This is a genomic window from Cohnella hongkongensis, from assembly GCF_042654645.1.
Lineage (GTDB): Bacteria > Bacillota > Bacilli > Paenibacillales > Paenibacillaceae > Cohnella > Cohnella hongkongensis.
Genome location: NZ_JBHSEP010000023.1, coordinates 1 through 16,080, shown reverse-complemented (window position 1 = coordinate 16,080; position 16,080 = coordinate 1). Strand labels below are relative to the sequence as shown.

The following is a 16,080-nucleotide window of genomic DNA, read 5'->3' as shown; positions in this document are numbered from 1 at the left end:
AATCTACGTACAGAGGAGAACGTTATGATTACAGGTGAATTAAGGCAAAAAGTAGACCGGATCTGGGAGACATTCTGGACCGGCGGCATTACCAATCCATTAAGCGTAATCGAACAGTTTACATATATGTTATTCATTAAAGGTCTGGATGAAGCGGAGACACGTAAGGAAAATGAGTCCATGCTGCTGTCGGTACCGTTTACCGGACTATTTCCAAGTGATAAACAGTATTTACGCTGGAATCACTTTAAGAATCTTGATCCGCAGCGTATGTATGATGTTGTTTCCAATGAAGTGTTTCCGTTCATTAAGTCACTTCATGGAGACAAGGATTCAGCCTATGCTAAATACATGGGCGATGCCATCTTTATGATTCCGACTCCCAATATGCTTGTACGCATTGTCGAGGGCATTGATACGATTGATATGAAGGACAGGGATACCAAAGGGGATTTATATGAGTATCTATTATCCAAGGTAGCTACAGCTGGAACGAACGGCCAATTCCGTACGCCAAGACACATTATCGAAATGATGGTCGCTTTAATGAAGCCTACTCCGGAAGATATCATTTGTGACCCGGCTGCAGGATCAGCAGGTTTTCTAGTTGCTGCAGGAGAATATTTGCGTGACCATCATGCCGATCTATTTCTGATTCAGGGTTTGAAGGAACACTTTAATAATCATATGTTCTACGGATTCGATATGGACCGTACGATGTTGCGCATCGGGGCCATGAATATGCTGCTTCATGGAGTGGATAATCCGAATATCGAATATCGCGATTCCCTGAATGAAAATAATACCGACAAAGACAAATATACGCTAATCTTAGCCAATCCGCCGTTTAAAGGGTCGCTTGATGCGGATGCGGTAGCAGCGGATCTATTGCGTGTGACCCGCACAAAAAAGACGGAATTGCTGTTCCTTGCTCTATTCCTGCGTATGCTCAAAGTTGGGGGACGCTGCGCTTCCATTGTGCCGGACGGTGTCTTATTCGGTAACAGTACAGCTCATAAAGATATTCGCAAGGAGATCGTCGAGAATCACAAGTTGGAAGCTATCATTTCGATGCCGAGCGGGGTATTCAAGCCTTATGCTGGGGTTTCGACAGCTATTATGATCTTCACCAAGACAGGTGCGGGTGGGACAGATCACGTTTGGTTCTATGACATGAAGGCGGATGGTTTCTCGCTAGATGATAAGCGGAATCCGATCGAGGTGAATGATATCCCCGACATCGTGGAACGGTTTAGCAATAAGGATGCAGAGAAGGAGCGTAAACGCACGGAGAAATCGTTCCTGGTTCCAATTGATGAGATTCGGTCCAATGCCTATGACCTCAGCATTAATCGCTATAAGGAGACAGAGTATGAGGAAGTTCAATACGAGGACCCGAAGGTGATACTTACTTCAATCAAGTTGCTAGAGGATGAAATTGTTGAGGGGCTTGAGGAACTGGAGGCGTTATTGGGGTGAAAGTTGTATCAGTTAGTGAAGTTGCAAAAATAACTTCAGGGTTTGCTTTTAAGTCTGAGATGTTCAATGAAGAGAATAATGGTTTTCCATTAATCAGAATTAGAGATGTTGGCCAGAACAACCCAGCCACTTATTATAGTGGTGAATACAGAGAAGAATATCTTGTCTCAAAAGGTGATTTATTAATAAGTATGGATGGAGAGTTTAAAATTTCGGAGTGGCTAGGACCTGTTTCATTGTTAAATCAACGTGTATGTAAAATTCAATCTAGTTCACCTGAGTTACTAGAAAAATACTTATTATATATTCTACCGGATGCCTTAAAGAGAATTGAAGATGCCACTCCATTCGTTACCGTCAAGCATCTCTCTGTTTCTGATATAAAGAAGATACAAATTATTCTTCCAACTATTAGTGAACAGAAACATATAATAGATATTTTAGCTAAAGCCCAAGCCTTAATCGACAAACGCAAACAAGCAATAGCCAAGCTTGATGAATTGGTTCAAGTTGTGTTTATGGATATGTTTGGGAATCCGGTTACGAACCCTATGGGATGGGAAGTACAAAAATTAAAAAGTTTATCGACAAGGATCTTAAGTGGCAATACTCCGAAAGGTGGAAGCCAGGTATATGTTGAAACAGGTATTATATTTTTCAGAAGTCAGAATATATGGAAAAATAGAATTGAGTTAGATGATGTTGCTTATATCGATGAGCAAACCCATAGGAAGATGAGTCAGACCAGTTTAAAAAACAGGGACATATTAATAACAAAAACTGGTCGAATTAATACTGAAAATAGCAGTTTGGGGCGAGCAGCCCTATTTTTAGGCGAAGATGATAGTGCAAATATAAATGGACATGTATACCTAGTAAGGCTGAAAAAAGAGGTCATACATGAATTTGTTCTTTATATTCTGATTTCAGACGAGTATAGGGATTATATAAGGGAAGTATGTGTTGGAGGAATAGACAAAAGGCAAATTAACAAGGAGCATTTGGAAGAGTTTCCCATTATAATGCCTCCGATTGAACTCCAGCAACGCTTTGCCGACTACGTGCGCCAAATCGACATATTGAAGTCCAAGATGCAGCAAGGATTGAAGGATCTAGAATCCAACTTCCAAGCACTTCTCCAAAAAGCCTTTAAAGGCGAATTGAAAGTGAAGGACGGTGTAGCAGTCTAGATGAGTGATGTACAGTTATCAAATTTTGGATTTCTCAGTGCAAATAAAACATATGCCAGCTTTGCAGGTGCATGTGTAGAGGCAGAGAAAGCACTGGTTGTCAGTCCAGCGACCAGTGCTATCCTGTGCCGACGGGCTTTGGAGCTTGCTGTAAAATGGCTGTTTACCTATGATAGCGACTTGAAGGTTCCCTATCAAGACAATCTGTCAAGCTTGATTCACGATGTAACTTTTCTCCGCGTAATCGATCAATCCATGTTACCTCAGCTGAAATATATCACGAAGCTAGGCAATGCCGCTGTACATTCGAATGCGACGATCAGCCGCGGCGAAGCAATTCTGTCACTTCGTAACCTACATAACTTTATCTGCTGGATTGATTATTGCTATTCGGTCGATTATACCGCGAGAAGCTTTGATGAACAACTCTTGTTGGAAGAGAACAAGCACCAAGAGAAAGTAAGACCTCAGGAACTGCAGGATTTATATGACCGTTTAGGTTCAAAGGATCGTAAGTTGGAAGATCTGATTAAAGAAAACGAAGAGCTTCGGAAGCTGCTGACAGAACGCAAAGCACAGAATACTCAGGAATATGACTTCGCGCCGGATCAAATCAGTGAGTATGAGACCCGCAAACGTTATATTGATCTCGAGCTAAAACTTGCAGGATGGACATTCCGGCAAAATGTATTGGAAGAGTTTGAAGTCCAAGGTATGCCAAAAGGACAAGGGATCGGTTATGTCGACTATGTGTTATTCGGTGAGAACGGGAAGCCCCTTGCCGTTGTGGAAGCGAAACGGACGAGTTCTGACCCAAATATAGGCAAGCAGCAAGCGAAACTTTATGCGGATGGTTTGGAGCAACGGTACGGACAGCGTCCGGTCATTTATTATACGAACGGTTTTATAACGAACTTTTGGGATGATCTACACTATGCCAGTCGGCAAGTATCCGGTTTCGCCAGTCAGGATGAGCTGCAGCTGCTCGTAAACCGACGCTCGATCCGCAGGCCGCTGCAGGATGTACAAATCAACAACTCCATTGTAAATCGTCCTTATCAGCATGAAGCAGTCCTCTCGGTTTGTGATGCATTAAACAAAGGACAGAGGACCGCTTTACTTGTCATGGCGACAGGCAGCGGTAAAACACGTACCGCGAGTGCTATTGTTGATGTGCTTAGCCGATATAACTGGGTGAAGAATGTGTTGTTTCTTGCTGATCGTACAACGCTTGTTCGTCAAGCCAAAAACAGCTTCAGCCAGTATATGCCCGATATGACACTATGCAACTTGCTGGACAGCAAGGATAATCCGGAAACGGCGAGAATTGTTTTCTCTACTTACCCGACGATGATGAACGCAATCGATGAGGCCAAGCGAAAGGACGGCAAAAAGCTGTTTACGGTTGGTCATTTTGATTTGATTATCATCGATGAATCGCATCGAAGCGTCTATAAGAAATATAAGGCCATATTCGATTACTTTGATGCTATCCTCTTAGGGTTGACAGCAACTCCTAAAGATGAAGTTGACAAAAATACATACGACGTGTTCCGTCTGGAAAATGGTGTTCCGACTTTTGCCTACGAACTAGAGCAAGCAGTCAAGGAAGGACACTTGGTGGATTACCGTACAGTGGAAACAACGACCAAGATTATGGACGATGGCATCCGCTACGATGATCTATCCGATGAGGAAAAAGAGCAATATGAAGAAGTGCTTCTGGAGGATGATGAAGAGGAACCGCGGGATATTGACAGTGCAGCGATCAATGAGTGGTTGTTCAACCAGGATACCATAGATCGGGTGCTGCAGTTAGTTATGGAGCGGGGTCTGAAGGTTGAAGGCGGAGACAAGCTGGGCAAGACCATCATTTTTGCCAAAAACCATCGGCACGCGGTTGCGATCGTGGAGCGATTCGATAGCCTGTATCCGGCATTGAAGGGGCATTTTGCACGTGTTATTGATATCAAAACGAATTATTATCAATCCTTGATTGATGACTTTTCCATATGGAGTAAGCTTCCTCAAATTGCTGTTTCTGTAGATATGCTGGATACTGGGGTAGACATCCCTGAGGTTGTCAATTTGGTGTTTTTTAAGAAAGTACGCTCGAAGTCAAAGTTTTGGCAGATGGTTGGTCGTGGGACGCGGTTATGTAAAGATCTTCATGGTATTGGTGAGGACAAGAAGGAATTCTTGATCTTTGATTTTTGTCGCAACTTTGAGTTTTTTCGGGTAAATCCAAAAGGGAAGGATACCACTATTACCGAGACTTTATCGGAGAAATTATTCAATGTTCGTACCCAGATTGTACGTGAACTTCAGCAACTGCGTTATCAAGAACCAGAGTATATCGCACATCGCACGGACTTGGTGAATCGTCTGAAGGAAAGCGTTAGTGCATTAAATGAGGAGCATTTTCGCATCAGGCAGCATATTCAATATGTCCATAAGTATAAAAATGACGCTGCATGGCGCTCCCTAACCGATACAGATATGGGAGATTTGAAAGAGTATATAGCTCCTCTTGTCGTTTCTTTAGACAATGACGAATTAGCAAAACGGTTTGACTATATGATGCTGATCATCGAATTGGCTAAGCTTCAAGGAACACAATCGGTGAAGCCAATTCGCAAAGTCATGGAGACGGCAGAAAAACTCTCCAAGTTGGGAACGATTCCTCAAATCGTCGCTCAGCGAGATGTAATAGAGAAAATCCAAACGGCAGAGTTTTGGGAAGAAGCGGACATCTTCGAAATGGAGAGAGTACGTGAAGCGCTACGGGATCTTATTAAGTTCCTGGAACGGGAAACGCAGCAGATTTACTATACGAATTTCAAAGATGAATGGCTTGCTGTAGAGGAGAGCCGCGGCTTTTATAATACCAATGACCTGCAAAATTACCGCAAGAAGGTTAGCCAATATTTGCAAACCAATAAGGACCAACTAGCAATCTATAAACTGCGCAACAACAAGCCGATCACCAAACAGGATCTGGAGACGCTCGAACATATACTGTGGGGAGAACTCGGAACCAAAGAGGATTATGAACGGGAATATAAAGATTTACCGGTAACTAAGCTTGTGCGTACGGTTGTGGGGCTTGATCAGGAGGCTGCGAATGAAGCATTCATGATATTTCTCCAAGAAAATCGCTTGAATGTCAATCAACTACGGTTTGTGAAGTTGGTTATCGACTATGTAGTTAAAAACGGTATCATTGAAAAATCTGTACTCCAAGAGGAGCCGTTCCGCTCGGTTGGCAGTATAACGGAACTGTTCAGTAATAATCTGGACGATGCACGAGCAATTATCGGTGTTATTGATACGATTAATAAGAATGCGGAGATTGTTGGGGCTTAGTTTTTACGGATTCTAGACACTAATAATTTAATTACTTGCATCTGGGCGTAACTAAAATGGACATCTATTTTAGTTACGCCTTTTTTAATTAATTATTACGGGGTGAAAAAGCAATGATTAAAGAAATTTCCATTAAGAAGATAGCGACTTATAATAATACAGGTGTTGTCTTTAGTGGTTTAAAGAAAATTAATTTTTTTTACGGTTCCAATGGAAGTGGGAAAACATCATTATCAAATGCTATGAAAAATATTGAGAATTTCCCGGATTGTAATATTGATTGGACTTCACAGCCATTAAAGACATTGGTCTATAACCAGAAATTCGTTGAGGAAAATTTCCATCAGGATTCGAACATAAAGGGTATATTCACATTAGGTAAGGAGTCAACTGAAATAAAAAATGAAATTGCTGAAAAGAAGAGGCTTGTTGATAAATTAGACGAAGAAATTCGTAGACTGCGCACTAACTTGTCCAATAAAGAAGAGGAATATAACGAGAATGAAAATGAATTTATAGATGATTGCTGGGAATTAAAAAGAAAATATGATAACGAGTTTTTGCAAGCTTTTTCAGGTGTCAGAAATAATAAAATAAACTTTATGAATAAATGCAAACAATCACATTCCCTTGAAAATAAGTTATGTGATTTAGAGGATTTACGTGCTCGTTCAAATAAATTATTCAATGGTAGTTTAGTGAAAATCCAAACGTTTCAATCAATAAAAAGTGATGAACTAAATGCTGCTTGTTCAAGCGAGATATTCCAAAAACAAATTGTTGGTAAGCAGGAGGTCGATATTGCTGCTCTCATTTCTAGACTGGCTTTAAGCGATTGGGTAAAAAAAGGATATGACCATGTACATAATTCAGAAGGAATGTGCCCTTTTTGTCAACAGTCATTGCCGGATGGTTTTATACATCAATTAGAAGAATATTTTAATGAAACTTATGAGAATGAAATGAAGGAACTAGCAAATTATGTTGATCAATACATGGAATCTTATAGCAATCTCGAATCTTCAATCCAGGACCTATTGTTAAATGAATTACCGTATATCGATAAGGAGAAGATTAGTCAACAATTTGATCTAATCAGATCGAAAAATGAAATCAATCTCGAATTAATTGAACAAAAACGAAAAGAGCCGAGTAAGGGAATTGTTTTAGTTCCTGTTCATGAGTTTATAAAAAATATAAATCTGGAGATCGAGAGAATAAATCAGGAGATCCAAGCACATAACAGGTTGGTTGATAACCGAGCCCAGGAAGAACAACTACTAAAGGATGAGATATGGAGATTCATAGCAAATGAAAATCTGCATAATCACGAAAAATATGTACGAAAAGAATTTAGTATCAAGAATGCAATAACCGGGATAAAGGACGGTATCACATCAAAAACATCTGAGAAAAATAGATTAATTTCCGAAATCGAAGGTTTAGAGGCACAAATCACAAGTGTAACTCCATCTATAAATGAAATGAATCGTCTGTTAAAGGCGTATAATTTTACAAATTTCAAATTTGCGCATACTCAAAATCAGGGGAATTATCGTTTGATACGATCTACTGGAGAAGATGTAAATCAGACTTTAAGTGAAGGAGAAAAAACATTCGTAACATTCCTATATTTTATGCATCTGTTGAATGGAAGCAATAACAGAGACCTTATTACAGAGAATAAAGTAGTTGTGATTGATGATCCAATTTCTAGCTTAGATAGCAATGTACTTTTTATCGTTAGCAATCTCATTTTGAAGCTTATTGATGATATCAGGAATAATCGAAACAATGTCGTTCAATTATTTGTTTTAACCCATAATGTTTACTTTCATAAGGAAGTAACTTTTCATAAAAAGCGTTCAAAAGGCGGAAAATTAAACGATGAAACCTTCTGGATTATTAGAAAAGTTAATAATATTTCAGATGCTCAGTTCTATGATACAAATCCAATAAAAACTTCATATGAGTTAATGTGGCAAGAACTTAGATCCGCAACACAGAGCAGTTCCACAACAACGGTACAAAACTTGATTCGTAGAATTATAGAAAACTATTTTAAAGTATTTGGAAATATTAGTGAAGATGATATTCTGAATAAATTCGAAGAGGAAGAAAAGGTATTATGTAAATCGCTTTTATCCTGGGCAAATGATGGATCCCATTTTGCAAGCGATGATATATATATTGAACATCCGCTAGATACAAATGCAAGGTACCTTAATATATTCGAGAAGATATTCAAGGTTACAAACCATCATGCACATTACAAAATGATGATGGGTATTGAGGAAGCGAATGAGATTCCTCAAGCGCAGGTATCATGATCGATTCAGTCTTTCTCGTAAAAAAATATTCAATGATACTTACCCAAACAAAGCGATTATTTTTGGCTTTGTTTGGGTTTTTTCGTATTTTCACAGGACTTAATGCCTATATTGTCGAATTATCAATAAAGGGATTTTATTCCACAAGAACGTATATTCGATGACAACCTATTGTCTAATCATTATGTTTAAATAGGTTCAACAGACATTAACGATGGAGGGATTGGGAATGGCATTTCTAAAATGTTCGGAATGCACCAATATGTTGAAGGCGATTCAAATTTCCAATAAAATCAGCCTAGTTGGGGAGCAACGATTACTTGAATATTCGCCAACGGGGATTAAATGCTCAGACTGGACTCCCGTAATTGAAAACCTCCGAGGATTTGCAGAAGGAATTTACTGTCCGTCTTGTTTTGCTATCGTTCCTCTAGAGAAAGAAGAATTTGTACTATGTGAGGATAACCGAATTCCTGGCGTCGTAAGTCATGAATTTTCATCAGAAGATGTACTGGGTAAGCTGAAGAAGTTGGCCGAGGAAGAGGCCGCTGAGATTTATGTACATACACATCCTGCCAAAGAAGCAACTTTTGCAGATATTCCTGAATCTACACCGGAGCCCATTAAGGACGCCTTACATCGAATGGGAATTAAGCAGTTATATTCACACCAAGCAGAAACGGCTGATGCAGTCCATTCAGGTTCAAATGTTGTCTTGGTCACTTCAACGTCATCCGGAAAGACGTTGTCCTATAACCTGCCGATTCTTAGTCGTTTATATAACCATCCCGAAGAACGTGCGTTATACATATTTCCAACAAAAGCGTTAGCAAATGATCAGTTGGATCAAATTAGGCGTTTTGGCTTGCAACTTACGGAGAATCCTTCTTCCTTGGATGAGTGGTTTGAGACCCAGTTGCATTTGGGAGATCGTCTGATTCATATTGGTCGGCTGGATGGGGATACCGAGAATGGGCCGCGGCATCGTATCATGGAAAAAGCACAGGTATGGATGACGAATCCGGATATGATTCACTACTCCATTCTCGGGCAAGTTCAGAAGGTGAAGTACGCAACCGCACACCACATTCGGAATTATTTGCGGAATCTCAAATTTATCGTGCTTGATGAGATGCATATGTACCGCGGCACATTCGGAAGTCATGTCGCATTAGTACTCAGACGTCTGCTTTTGGTTTGCCGAGAACTTGGTAATGCACACAATATCCAGATTATCACGAGCTCAGCAACGATTGAGAACCCTGCTAGATTAGCAGAGGATCTTACGGGGCTAAGTGGCTTTACCCTCATCAATACAGATGGTTCCGCCCATCAGAAGAAGGGGATCGTCCTCTGGAATCCTGGCATGTCTGCCGACGAACAGGTCCGCCGCGCGCCTTCTACCGATGCGATTACGATGGCGAAACAAATTATGACTGTGGATCAGAAGGTGATTAAGAGCATCATTTTTCAGCCATCTCGCAGCCAGACGATGGTCTTTACTCGTTATATCAAAGACGTATTACGCCAGCCTCTCCGGCTGCCCAAAGAAAAAGTGGACGGGGAGAAACTCGCGGCTTTTTATACTGGAATCCTACCGAATGACACCCGGAAACGGATTATTGAGCGGCTCAAGTCCCACGATATTCATGTCATTATTACAACTAATGCCCTTGAAGTCGGGATTGATATTGGTGATTTAAGTCTCGCCGTTCTTGTTGGTTATCCCGGATCGAAAGCGGCATTCTCCCAACAGATTGGGCGCGTAGGCCGCAAAGGCGAGGGAGTCGCTGTCTTGATCCTGCAGGACGAACCGCTTCAGCAGTATTACATGCGAAACCCACTGGAGTTTATTCACAAGGCTCCGGAAGTAGTTCGAATTAATCCAACAAATTACAAGTTGTTGGCTTTGCATATTCCTCTACTGAGAGAAGAACTCGGGAGAGAAGTCACGAAGGAAGACTTGCAGAACATCTTCCCCGGGTTAGTTGAAGACTATATCGAGACTGTTCTCCAAGTTGCCGCATCAGCGGATCAAGAGGAAGTCGTTGATAATAAGTTTAGCCTTCGATCCATTTCCGGGCAAAACTACAGCGTCACGATTCGGGGGCAGGATCAAACGATCGTTGACGGTCTGGATGAATGGAGTGCTCTTCGTGACTTTCATGAAGGCGCGATCTATTGGACTCCTGGAGAAAAAGGCTATCGAGTAGACTCTATCAATCGCAGAAAAGGCGAAATCATTCTATTGCCCATTCAAGAACTAACCTATTACACCCAATCTACTTATCGTGATGCTATCGATATTATGCAGACTTACCAGAAGCAAAATATCGAAGGAATCGATATGGCCTATGGTGAACTGGAGATCAAGCGGAGCGTATTCGGTTATAAAAAAGTTTACTTCGGACAGAAGCATGAATCGGAGCAGGTTCAATTGGACCATCCGTCTGTCACCCGATTTACTCCCGAAGGAATGTGGGTTACATTAACGGATTCCCAATGGGGCCACTTGAAAAATAATGTCCAGGAATGGGTAGATGAAGGCAGACCCGTTGATCTGTTGGCCGAAGGCTCTCTTCACGCTGCAGGTCACGCTATGACTTCCGTTATTCCTGACCTCATTATTTGTGACGCGAATGACTTTACAGGTTTTTCGGCGAGTGCAATGACGGCTTTTGCTAATCGACCTGTTATCGGCTTCTATGGCGAGAATGGCTCCGGCCTCGGAACCATCGAGGCGATTTACGATAAACTCCCTCATGTGATACGAAAAGCGCTTGAGATTATTGAAAGCTGCCCTTGTACTGAAGGATGTCCTAGTTGCGTGCAGCTTCCTGGTAAAGGAAATATTGAATTGTTCAAACCTGGAGCCAAAATGCTGCTGAAGATACTGATTGAAGGGAACGATTAAGAATGCCTGTAATCTGCTCTTCTTGTGGAGGCCAACGGCCATATGGAGACTTTGTCCAAATCGGTTATAAAGCTGATCCGAAAGGATATTACCGTTATATCCATCAACGTGCAAACGGGATTCGAATTTCGGAGTGGCGCTCCCTTGAACCCGATATGGAGTCCTATATAAACAAAAAAGCCGGCGTTTATTGTACGCATGATGGGGACTTGATCTTGGACGGGATGTTGACACCGGAAGAAATGGAAATGATCTCCGACCGAAGACTTCCCGTGCAACAAGCATTCGATAGTGATATGCTCGTCCAGAACTTGCTTGAAGTCGGAACTCGTGTCCGAAGCGAAGTGCATGTGCATCAAATTGACGCCAATCAAGGCGCTTATGCTGACCAAATCCTAATGCCCAGTTGGCTGCAGCGGAAGCTTCATTCTCTGGGGATCAATAAGCTGTATGAGCATCAAGGAGAAGCCATACAGAACATCCGGGAAGGACGCAATGTCGTTCTCTGTACGAAAACCGCATCGGGAAAATCATTGGCTTACAATGTTCCCATCATGGAAAAATTGGTATCTGATCCGGATGCGTGTGCGCTATATTTGGCTCCGTTCAAAGCATTGGTCGAAGATCAGTTTACCCATTTGAAAGAATGGGCCGATGAGATAGAAGAGCAGGGAAATAAAATTTCGCTTAATGGATTTTCGCGGTTCACTGTGAATAGACAACAAATATCTGTTGGACTTCTTCATGGACAACGTAACGTTCCAGAGCATATGAGAAAAGATCAGGCATCAAGCTTCGTGTTCTCTGAAGGACGTTATTGGCTGACCAACGTCCACTATCTGCACTTAATTCTTCAAGGTGCAAGTTCACCTAAGGGGAAAGGCCCTGGGCTGTTGCGCTTTCTGCAAAATCTTCGGTTTGTTGTTATTGATGAGCTTCATCAATACTCAGGCTTGTTAGGTTCAAAGGTTTCTTTGGTCCTTCGCAGATTAAGAATGTTATGTGACAGGTTGGGGAATAAAAATGTCCAGTTTATTGCCTGCTCGGCTACCATTGCTAATCCAAAGTATCTAGCTGAAGAATTAATAGGAATGCGTGGACTGAAAGGATTTCATGAAATCTCGGGTGTACAAGCGCCAGTAAAGAAGAAAGCGATTTTGATGTGGAATCCTGGCTTATCAGACGATGAGCAGAAGAAAAGGGCTGTTGTTTCCGATCTCTATGAAATTCTGCGCACGATCTACATGGATGGAAGATGGCCCAGAAGTATCATTTTCACAAGCAACCGCCAGCAAGCTCAGCTTTTAAGTCGTGAATTAAACATGATCTTGCGCAGCCATCTTCATGATCGTGGCGGGCTTTCGGCAGACGAACCACATGAGTTTTTTCTGCCGTACCATGCGTACCTTACGCAAGAAGTTAAAGAACGAACCATACAAAAACTTGAGCAAGGCGAGATCCTTGGAGTGGTCACTACTAGCGCCCTAGAGGTCGGAATTGATGTGAAGTGTCTGGATGTATGTATATTGTTGGGGTATCCAGGTTCTCAGGCCTCCTTTTGGCAGCAGGCTGGTCGTGTGGGGCGCAGCAGAGACGGTGTGGTGATTATGATGGTTCAGGAAGAGCCATTGCAGCAATACTTTGCCCGCAACCCTGAAGAATTCTTTACGCTTTCGCCTGAATCTGCGGCGATCAATACAACGAATCCCAAGCTATTAAAGGAGCATCTCGCATACGCAGCTCACGAACTGGGAGGGACGTTGACGAATGCTATGAATTATGTTCGCTCTTCGGCGCTTCGCAAGGTGGTTGCGGAAGAAAGCGACCAGTGGCAGCAGATTGAAGGGAAACTACACTATAAAGGAGAAACACCCCGGTATCAAACTTTGTTCACAATGGGCGATACCTATACGGTTGTAACCAAGAACGGGTGGAATGAGGACATCCTATTTCAAGGTGTGGATGGACGTTCCTTGATTCGAGATTATCACGTAGATGCCGTATTTCTGGGACCTGACAATCGTACCTTCTATAAGGTCAAGTGGGTCAATAACAGGCAACGCAAAGTGGTTGTAGAGCCAGTAAGAACGGATTATCATACTCGCGGAATTGTTCGTGATAGCATTGAAATCCATGGTATAACCCATCCTCTGATAAGTGAGGCGGCGATCAAATCTAATCTTGGAAGCATCATCGTAAAACGAAGTACATTTGGCTACAAAAAAATCCATAATCACGGCGCAACGCCTCCTGAGACCGTGCAATTAACAAACACATACCCTGTCAGTTTCCAAACCGAGGCGTTTTGGCTGATGTGGGATCACCAAGGAAGGGATGAACATAGAGGTCTGCTTAAGGATGTGCAGAATCGCGAATCCTTTGACTTGGAGACTTTGATTGAGGGAAGCCTTCACGCCGTTGAACATGCCATAGCTTCGGCGATACCGGCCGTTGTAAGGTGCAGTATGGCTGATTTTCAGCACACTTCTTTTTATTCTGGCTCAGCCTTGTTTGGAATGCCCGGAATGTTTTTCTACGACAGCCAAGCGGGAGGCGGTTCGGGTATAGTCGAGGTCGTCGCTGAAAAGTTCGGGGTTCTCTTGGAAAAAGCACGACAGATCATTAGCAGCTGTGGTTGTTCGGAAGGCTGCCCATCGTGCATTCAGTTATTTCATTGTGAAAAGCAGAATGAGCCGCTGCACAAGGCTGGGGCCTTATTGGTAATCAACCATTTACGAAAATTTTTCGGATAAAGGGAGCTTAAAGCCATCTTAGTCGCGGCACATTAATCCCAAGGAGTGAGGAATATGGATAAATTCCGGGCTTATGGCCGGTTTCTCAAACGAGGTGAACATATATATCGTACATCCGCCCATCTTCAGTGGGGAGACTCAACGAAATCTTTAGGATGTTGTGTACTACTTAACCCGGGTTCAGCCACGTTGGAAAAAGTCGCTCCTGAACTATACTCTCGTTTATTAGCAGATGGAAAGGCACATGGCCAAGTTATTCCTGATCCAACCATGATTCAATTGGCCACGTTATTGGAACGAATTTATGGACAATCCCTAGAGTGGCAGTTTAAGATATATAATTTGTTCTGGCTGCAAAATACAGACGATCAAGATGCAATAGAGCAATACGTTGAACTTGTTGCAAGAGAGGAATTTCAATTTGATGAGTCATTGATTGAATTGGTCGAGCTGGAAAAACATCCATGGGTTCTCCTAGGTTGGGGAGTGAAAAAGCACAAGAGACATTGGCATCCTTTTGTCCGAATAAAAGAACAATGGGTCTCCTTAATTCAGACCTCGGGCGTCCCATACTTTGGAAAGGCGCACCCCAAACAAAAGTCAGGATATTACTACTATCATCCGTGCCCTCAGATTCCAACCTACCGGCCACAGATAATAAATGATTTGGAAGAGATATATAATCGCGATGTACGGCATTTAAAAATCAACAATAGTGAGGATGAAATTCATGGCACAATGGAGTGCTACGATAAAAATGCAGTCGAAAAACACCCTCATATGAAATAAAATGAAAGCTAACGAGGGGACGGGAGACAATGAAACGGTACGACAAAGCATTCAAAGAAGAAGCAGTCAGATTAAGCGATGAGATTGGACTGCAAAAGGCTGCCGAGCAGTTAGGCGTAGCCTACTACACCCTGCAGGGATGGAGAAAGCAACGAACCCTGCATGGCGACGGCGCGCATATCGGGAGCGGACGGGCTTATGCATCCGCCGATAAGACGGCGCGGGAAATCGAACTGGAGAGAGAAAACAGCGAGCTGCGCCGCGCGAATGAAATTCTCAAGGACGCACTCGGTTTTTTCGCAAAAGACCGGAAGCGGTAAAAGCATGCAAGCTCTATGCTTACATCCGTGAACGACGGGATTGATGGACCGTCAAGGAGATGTGCGAAGCGCTTGCAGTCAGCGAGTCAGGCTATTACCGTAGCCTGAGGCCTGCACCCATGCAGAAGAGACAGCAACGGCTTCTGGTCAACATGAAAGCAATCATCAGTGAACATGAAGACAATCAAAGTTACGGTGCCCGGCGTATGCTGTGGGCGCTGTCGCAAATAGACATCCACACCAGCTACAGCACCGTCTATCGCCTCATGAAGAAGCACGGGCTGCTGCAGAAGGCGAAGCGTCACCCGAACGGCATTACACGCGAGGATGCCGCAGCTCAAAAGAGCGAGAACCTGATCCAGAGAGACTTCAGCGCCTCGGCACCGAACCAAAAGTGGCTATCGGTGTATTTCGTCAAGCAAAAATCCCCCAAAAAATCGTGCATTTTTCCCCATCCTAGTCGTGGGGAATTTTTTAGCGGATGAACAGCTAAAAATCGGGGGTCGTCAGCTTCTTGTACAACTCCAAATTTCCTTGCTCAAGGGCGTCGCGTTCTTCCTTGAGCTGCTGGATTTCATTCCTCAGTCGCTCAATCGCCGCTTCCATCTCCGCAAGCTGGATTTGTTCCGTCATGGTCCCATCGCCTCCTCGTTTATCGCGCCTTCATCAGCGCGTTCTTCATCCGGTAGCTTTCGCCTTCAAATACCAGCAAGTGTCCGTGATGTGCCAGACGGTCAATCATCGCAGCCGCCATTTGGTCATCGGTAAACACGGATCCCCATTCGTCCAGAATAAGCAACTGCGTTCGCCGGATCTCGCCAAGCAGCCGCTCGAGCGTGCCGGCACGTTTGGCCTCGCCCAATCGCATCACGAGTTCCGCAACCGTATAGAACTTTACCGTCATGCCCAGCTCGCAGGCGCGCAGGCCGGCGGCAATCG

11 protein-coding genes are annotated in these 16,080 nt (G+C 43.1%); 9 read left to right on the top strand and 2 right to left on the bottom strand.

From position 1 onward, the window contains the following. Positions 1-24: 24 nt before the first annotated feature. The 9 genes from ACFO3S_RS23020 to ACFO3S_RS22980 all read left to right on the top strand — a co-directional run bounded on the left by ACFO3S_RS23020 (position 25) and on the right by ACFO3S_RS22980 (position 15,626). A complete protein-coding gene (locus ACFO3S_RS23020) occupies positions 25-1,479 on the top strand; it encodes a type I restriction-modification system subunit M (protein ID WP_378100839.1) in 1,455 nt (484 codons plus the stop codon). Beyond that, positions 1,476-2,669: a restriction endonuclease subunit S gene (locus ACFO3S_RS23015; protein WP_378100837.1), complete on the top strand. Its 1,194-nt coding sequence runs from the start codon at positions 1,476-1,478 to the stop codon at positions 2,667-2,669. Before ACFO3S_RS23020 ends, ACFO3S_RS23015 begins: the two co-directional genes overlap by 4 nt. After that, a complete protein-coding gene (locus ACFO3S_RS23010; RefSeq protein WP_378100836.1) occupies positions 2,670-6,035 on the top strand; it encodes a DEAD/DEAH box helicase family protein in 3,366 nt (1,121 codons plus the stop codon). A 113-nt stretch (positions 6,036-6,148) separates the two neighbouring features. Continuing rightward, positions 6,149-8,365, top strand: a complete 2,217-nt coding sequence (locus tag ACFO3S_RS23005; RefSeq protein ID WP_378100834.1) for an AAA family ATPase — start codon at positions 6,149-6,151, stop codon at positions 8,363-8,365. Between the two features lie 229 nt (positions 8,366-8,594). Further along, on the top strand, positions 8,595-11,279 hold the full coding sequence (locus ACFO3S_RS23000; RefSeq protein WP_378100832.1) for a DEAD/DEAH box helicase: 2,685 nt from the start codon (positions 8,595-8,597) through the stop codon (positions 11,277-11,279). 224 nt (positions 11,280-11,503) lie between these two features. Then, positions 11,504-14,032 (top strand): DEAD/DEAH box helicase, encoded by a 2,529-nt coding sequence (locus tag ACFO3S_RS22995; RefSeq protein ID WP_378100982.1) that lies wholly within the window; start codon positions 11,504-11,506, stop codon positions 14,030-14,032. 54 nt (positions 14,033-14,086) lie between these two features. Further along, positions 14,087-14,821 (top strand): hypothetical protein, encoded by a 735-nt coding sequence (locus ACFO3S_RS22990; RefSeq protein ID WP_378100830.1) that lies wholly within the window; start codon positions 14,087-14,089, stop codon positions 14,819-14,821. Between the two features lie 29 nt (positions 14,822-14,850). Continuing rightward, entirely contained in the window at positions 14,851-15,141 is a 291-nt protein-coding gene (locus ACFO3S_RS22985) for a transposase (protein ID WP_136368971.1), read from the top strand. A gap of 119 nt (positions 15,142-15,260) precedes the next feature. After that, positions 15,261-15,626 carry an IS3 family transposase gene (locus ACFO3S_RS22980; RefSeq protein ID WP_378100828.1) on the top strand — a complete coding sequence of 122 codons (366 nt, stop codon included), beginning with the start codon at positions 15,261-15,263 and terminating at the stop codon, positions 15,624-15,626. 4 nt (positions 15,627-15,630) lie between these two features. Here ACFO3S_RS22980 and ACFO3S_RS22975 read toward each other — a convergent pair whose 3' ends face one another. Then, entirely contained in the window at positions 15,631-15,774 is a 144-nt protein-coding gene (locus tag ACFO3S_RS22975; RefSeq protein WP_378100826.1) for a hypothetical protein, read from the bottom strand. Positions 15,775-15,793: 19 nt separating this feature from the next. Further along, the coding region (locus ACFO3S_RS22970) for an ATP-binding protein (RefSeq protein ID WP_378100824.1) at positions 15,794-16,080 on the bottom strand (287 nt) is incomplete at its 5' end.

Excerpts from the sequence above, each read along its gene's own strand:
- ACFO3S_RS23020 (WP_378100839.1), top strand. The coding sequence starts at position 25 with ATGATTACAGGTGAATTAAGGCAAAAAGTAGACCGGATCTGGGAGACA.
- ACFO3S_RS23010 (WP_378100836.1), top strand. The coding sequence starts at position 2,670 with ATGAGTGATGTACAGTTATCAAATTTTGGATTTCTCAGTGCAAATAAA.
- ACFO3S_RS23005 (WP_378100834.1), top strand. The coding sequence starts at position 6,149 with ATGATTAAAGAAATTTCCATTAAGAAGATAGCGACTTATAATAATACA.
- ACFO3S_RS23000 (WP_378100832.1), top strand. The coding sequence starts at position 8,595 with ATGGCATTTCTAAAATGTTCGGAATGCACCAATATGTTGAAGGCGATT.
- ACFO3S_RS22995 (WP_378100982.1), top strand. The coding sequence starts at position 11,504 with ATGTTGACACCGGAAGAAATGGAAATGATCTCCGACCGAAGACTTCCC.
- ACFO3S_RS22990 (WP_378100830.1), top strand. The coding sequence starts at position 14,087 with ATGGATAAATTCCGGGCTTATGGCCGGTTTCTCAAACGAGGTGAACAT.
- ACFO3S_RS22985 (WP_136368971.1), top strand. The coding sequence starts at position 14,851 with ATGAAACGGTACGACAAAGCATTCAAAGAAGAAGCAGTCAGATTAAGC.
- ACFO3S_RS22980 (WP_378100828.1), top strand. The coding sequence starts at position 15,261 with ATGCAGAAGAGACAGCAACGGCTTCTGGTCAACATGAAAGCAATCATC.
- ACFO3S_RS22975 (WP_378100826.1), bottom strand. The coding sequence starts at position 15,774 with ATGACGGAACAAATCCAGCTTGCGGAGATGGAAGCGGCGATTGAGCGA.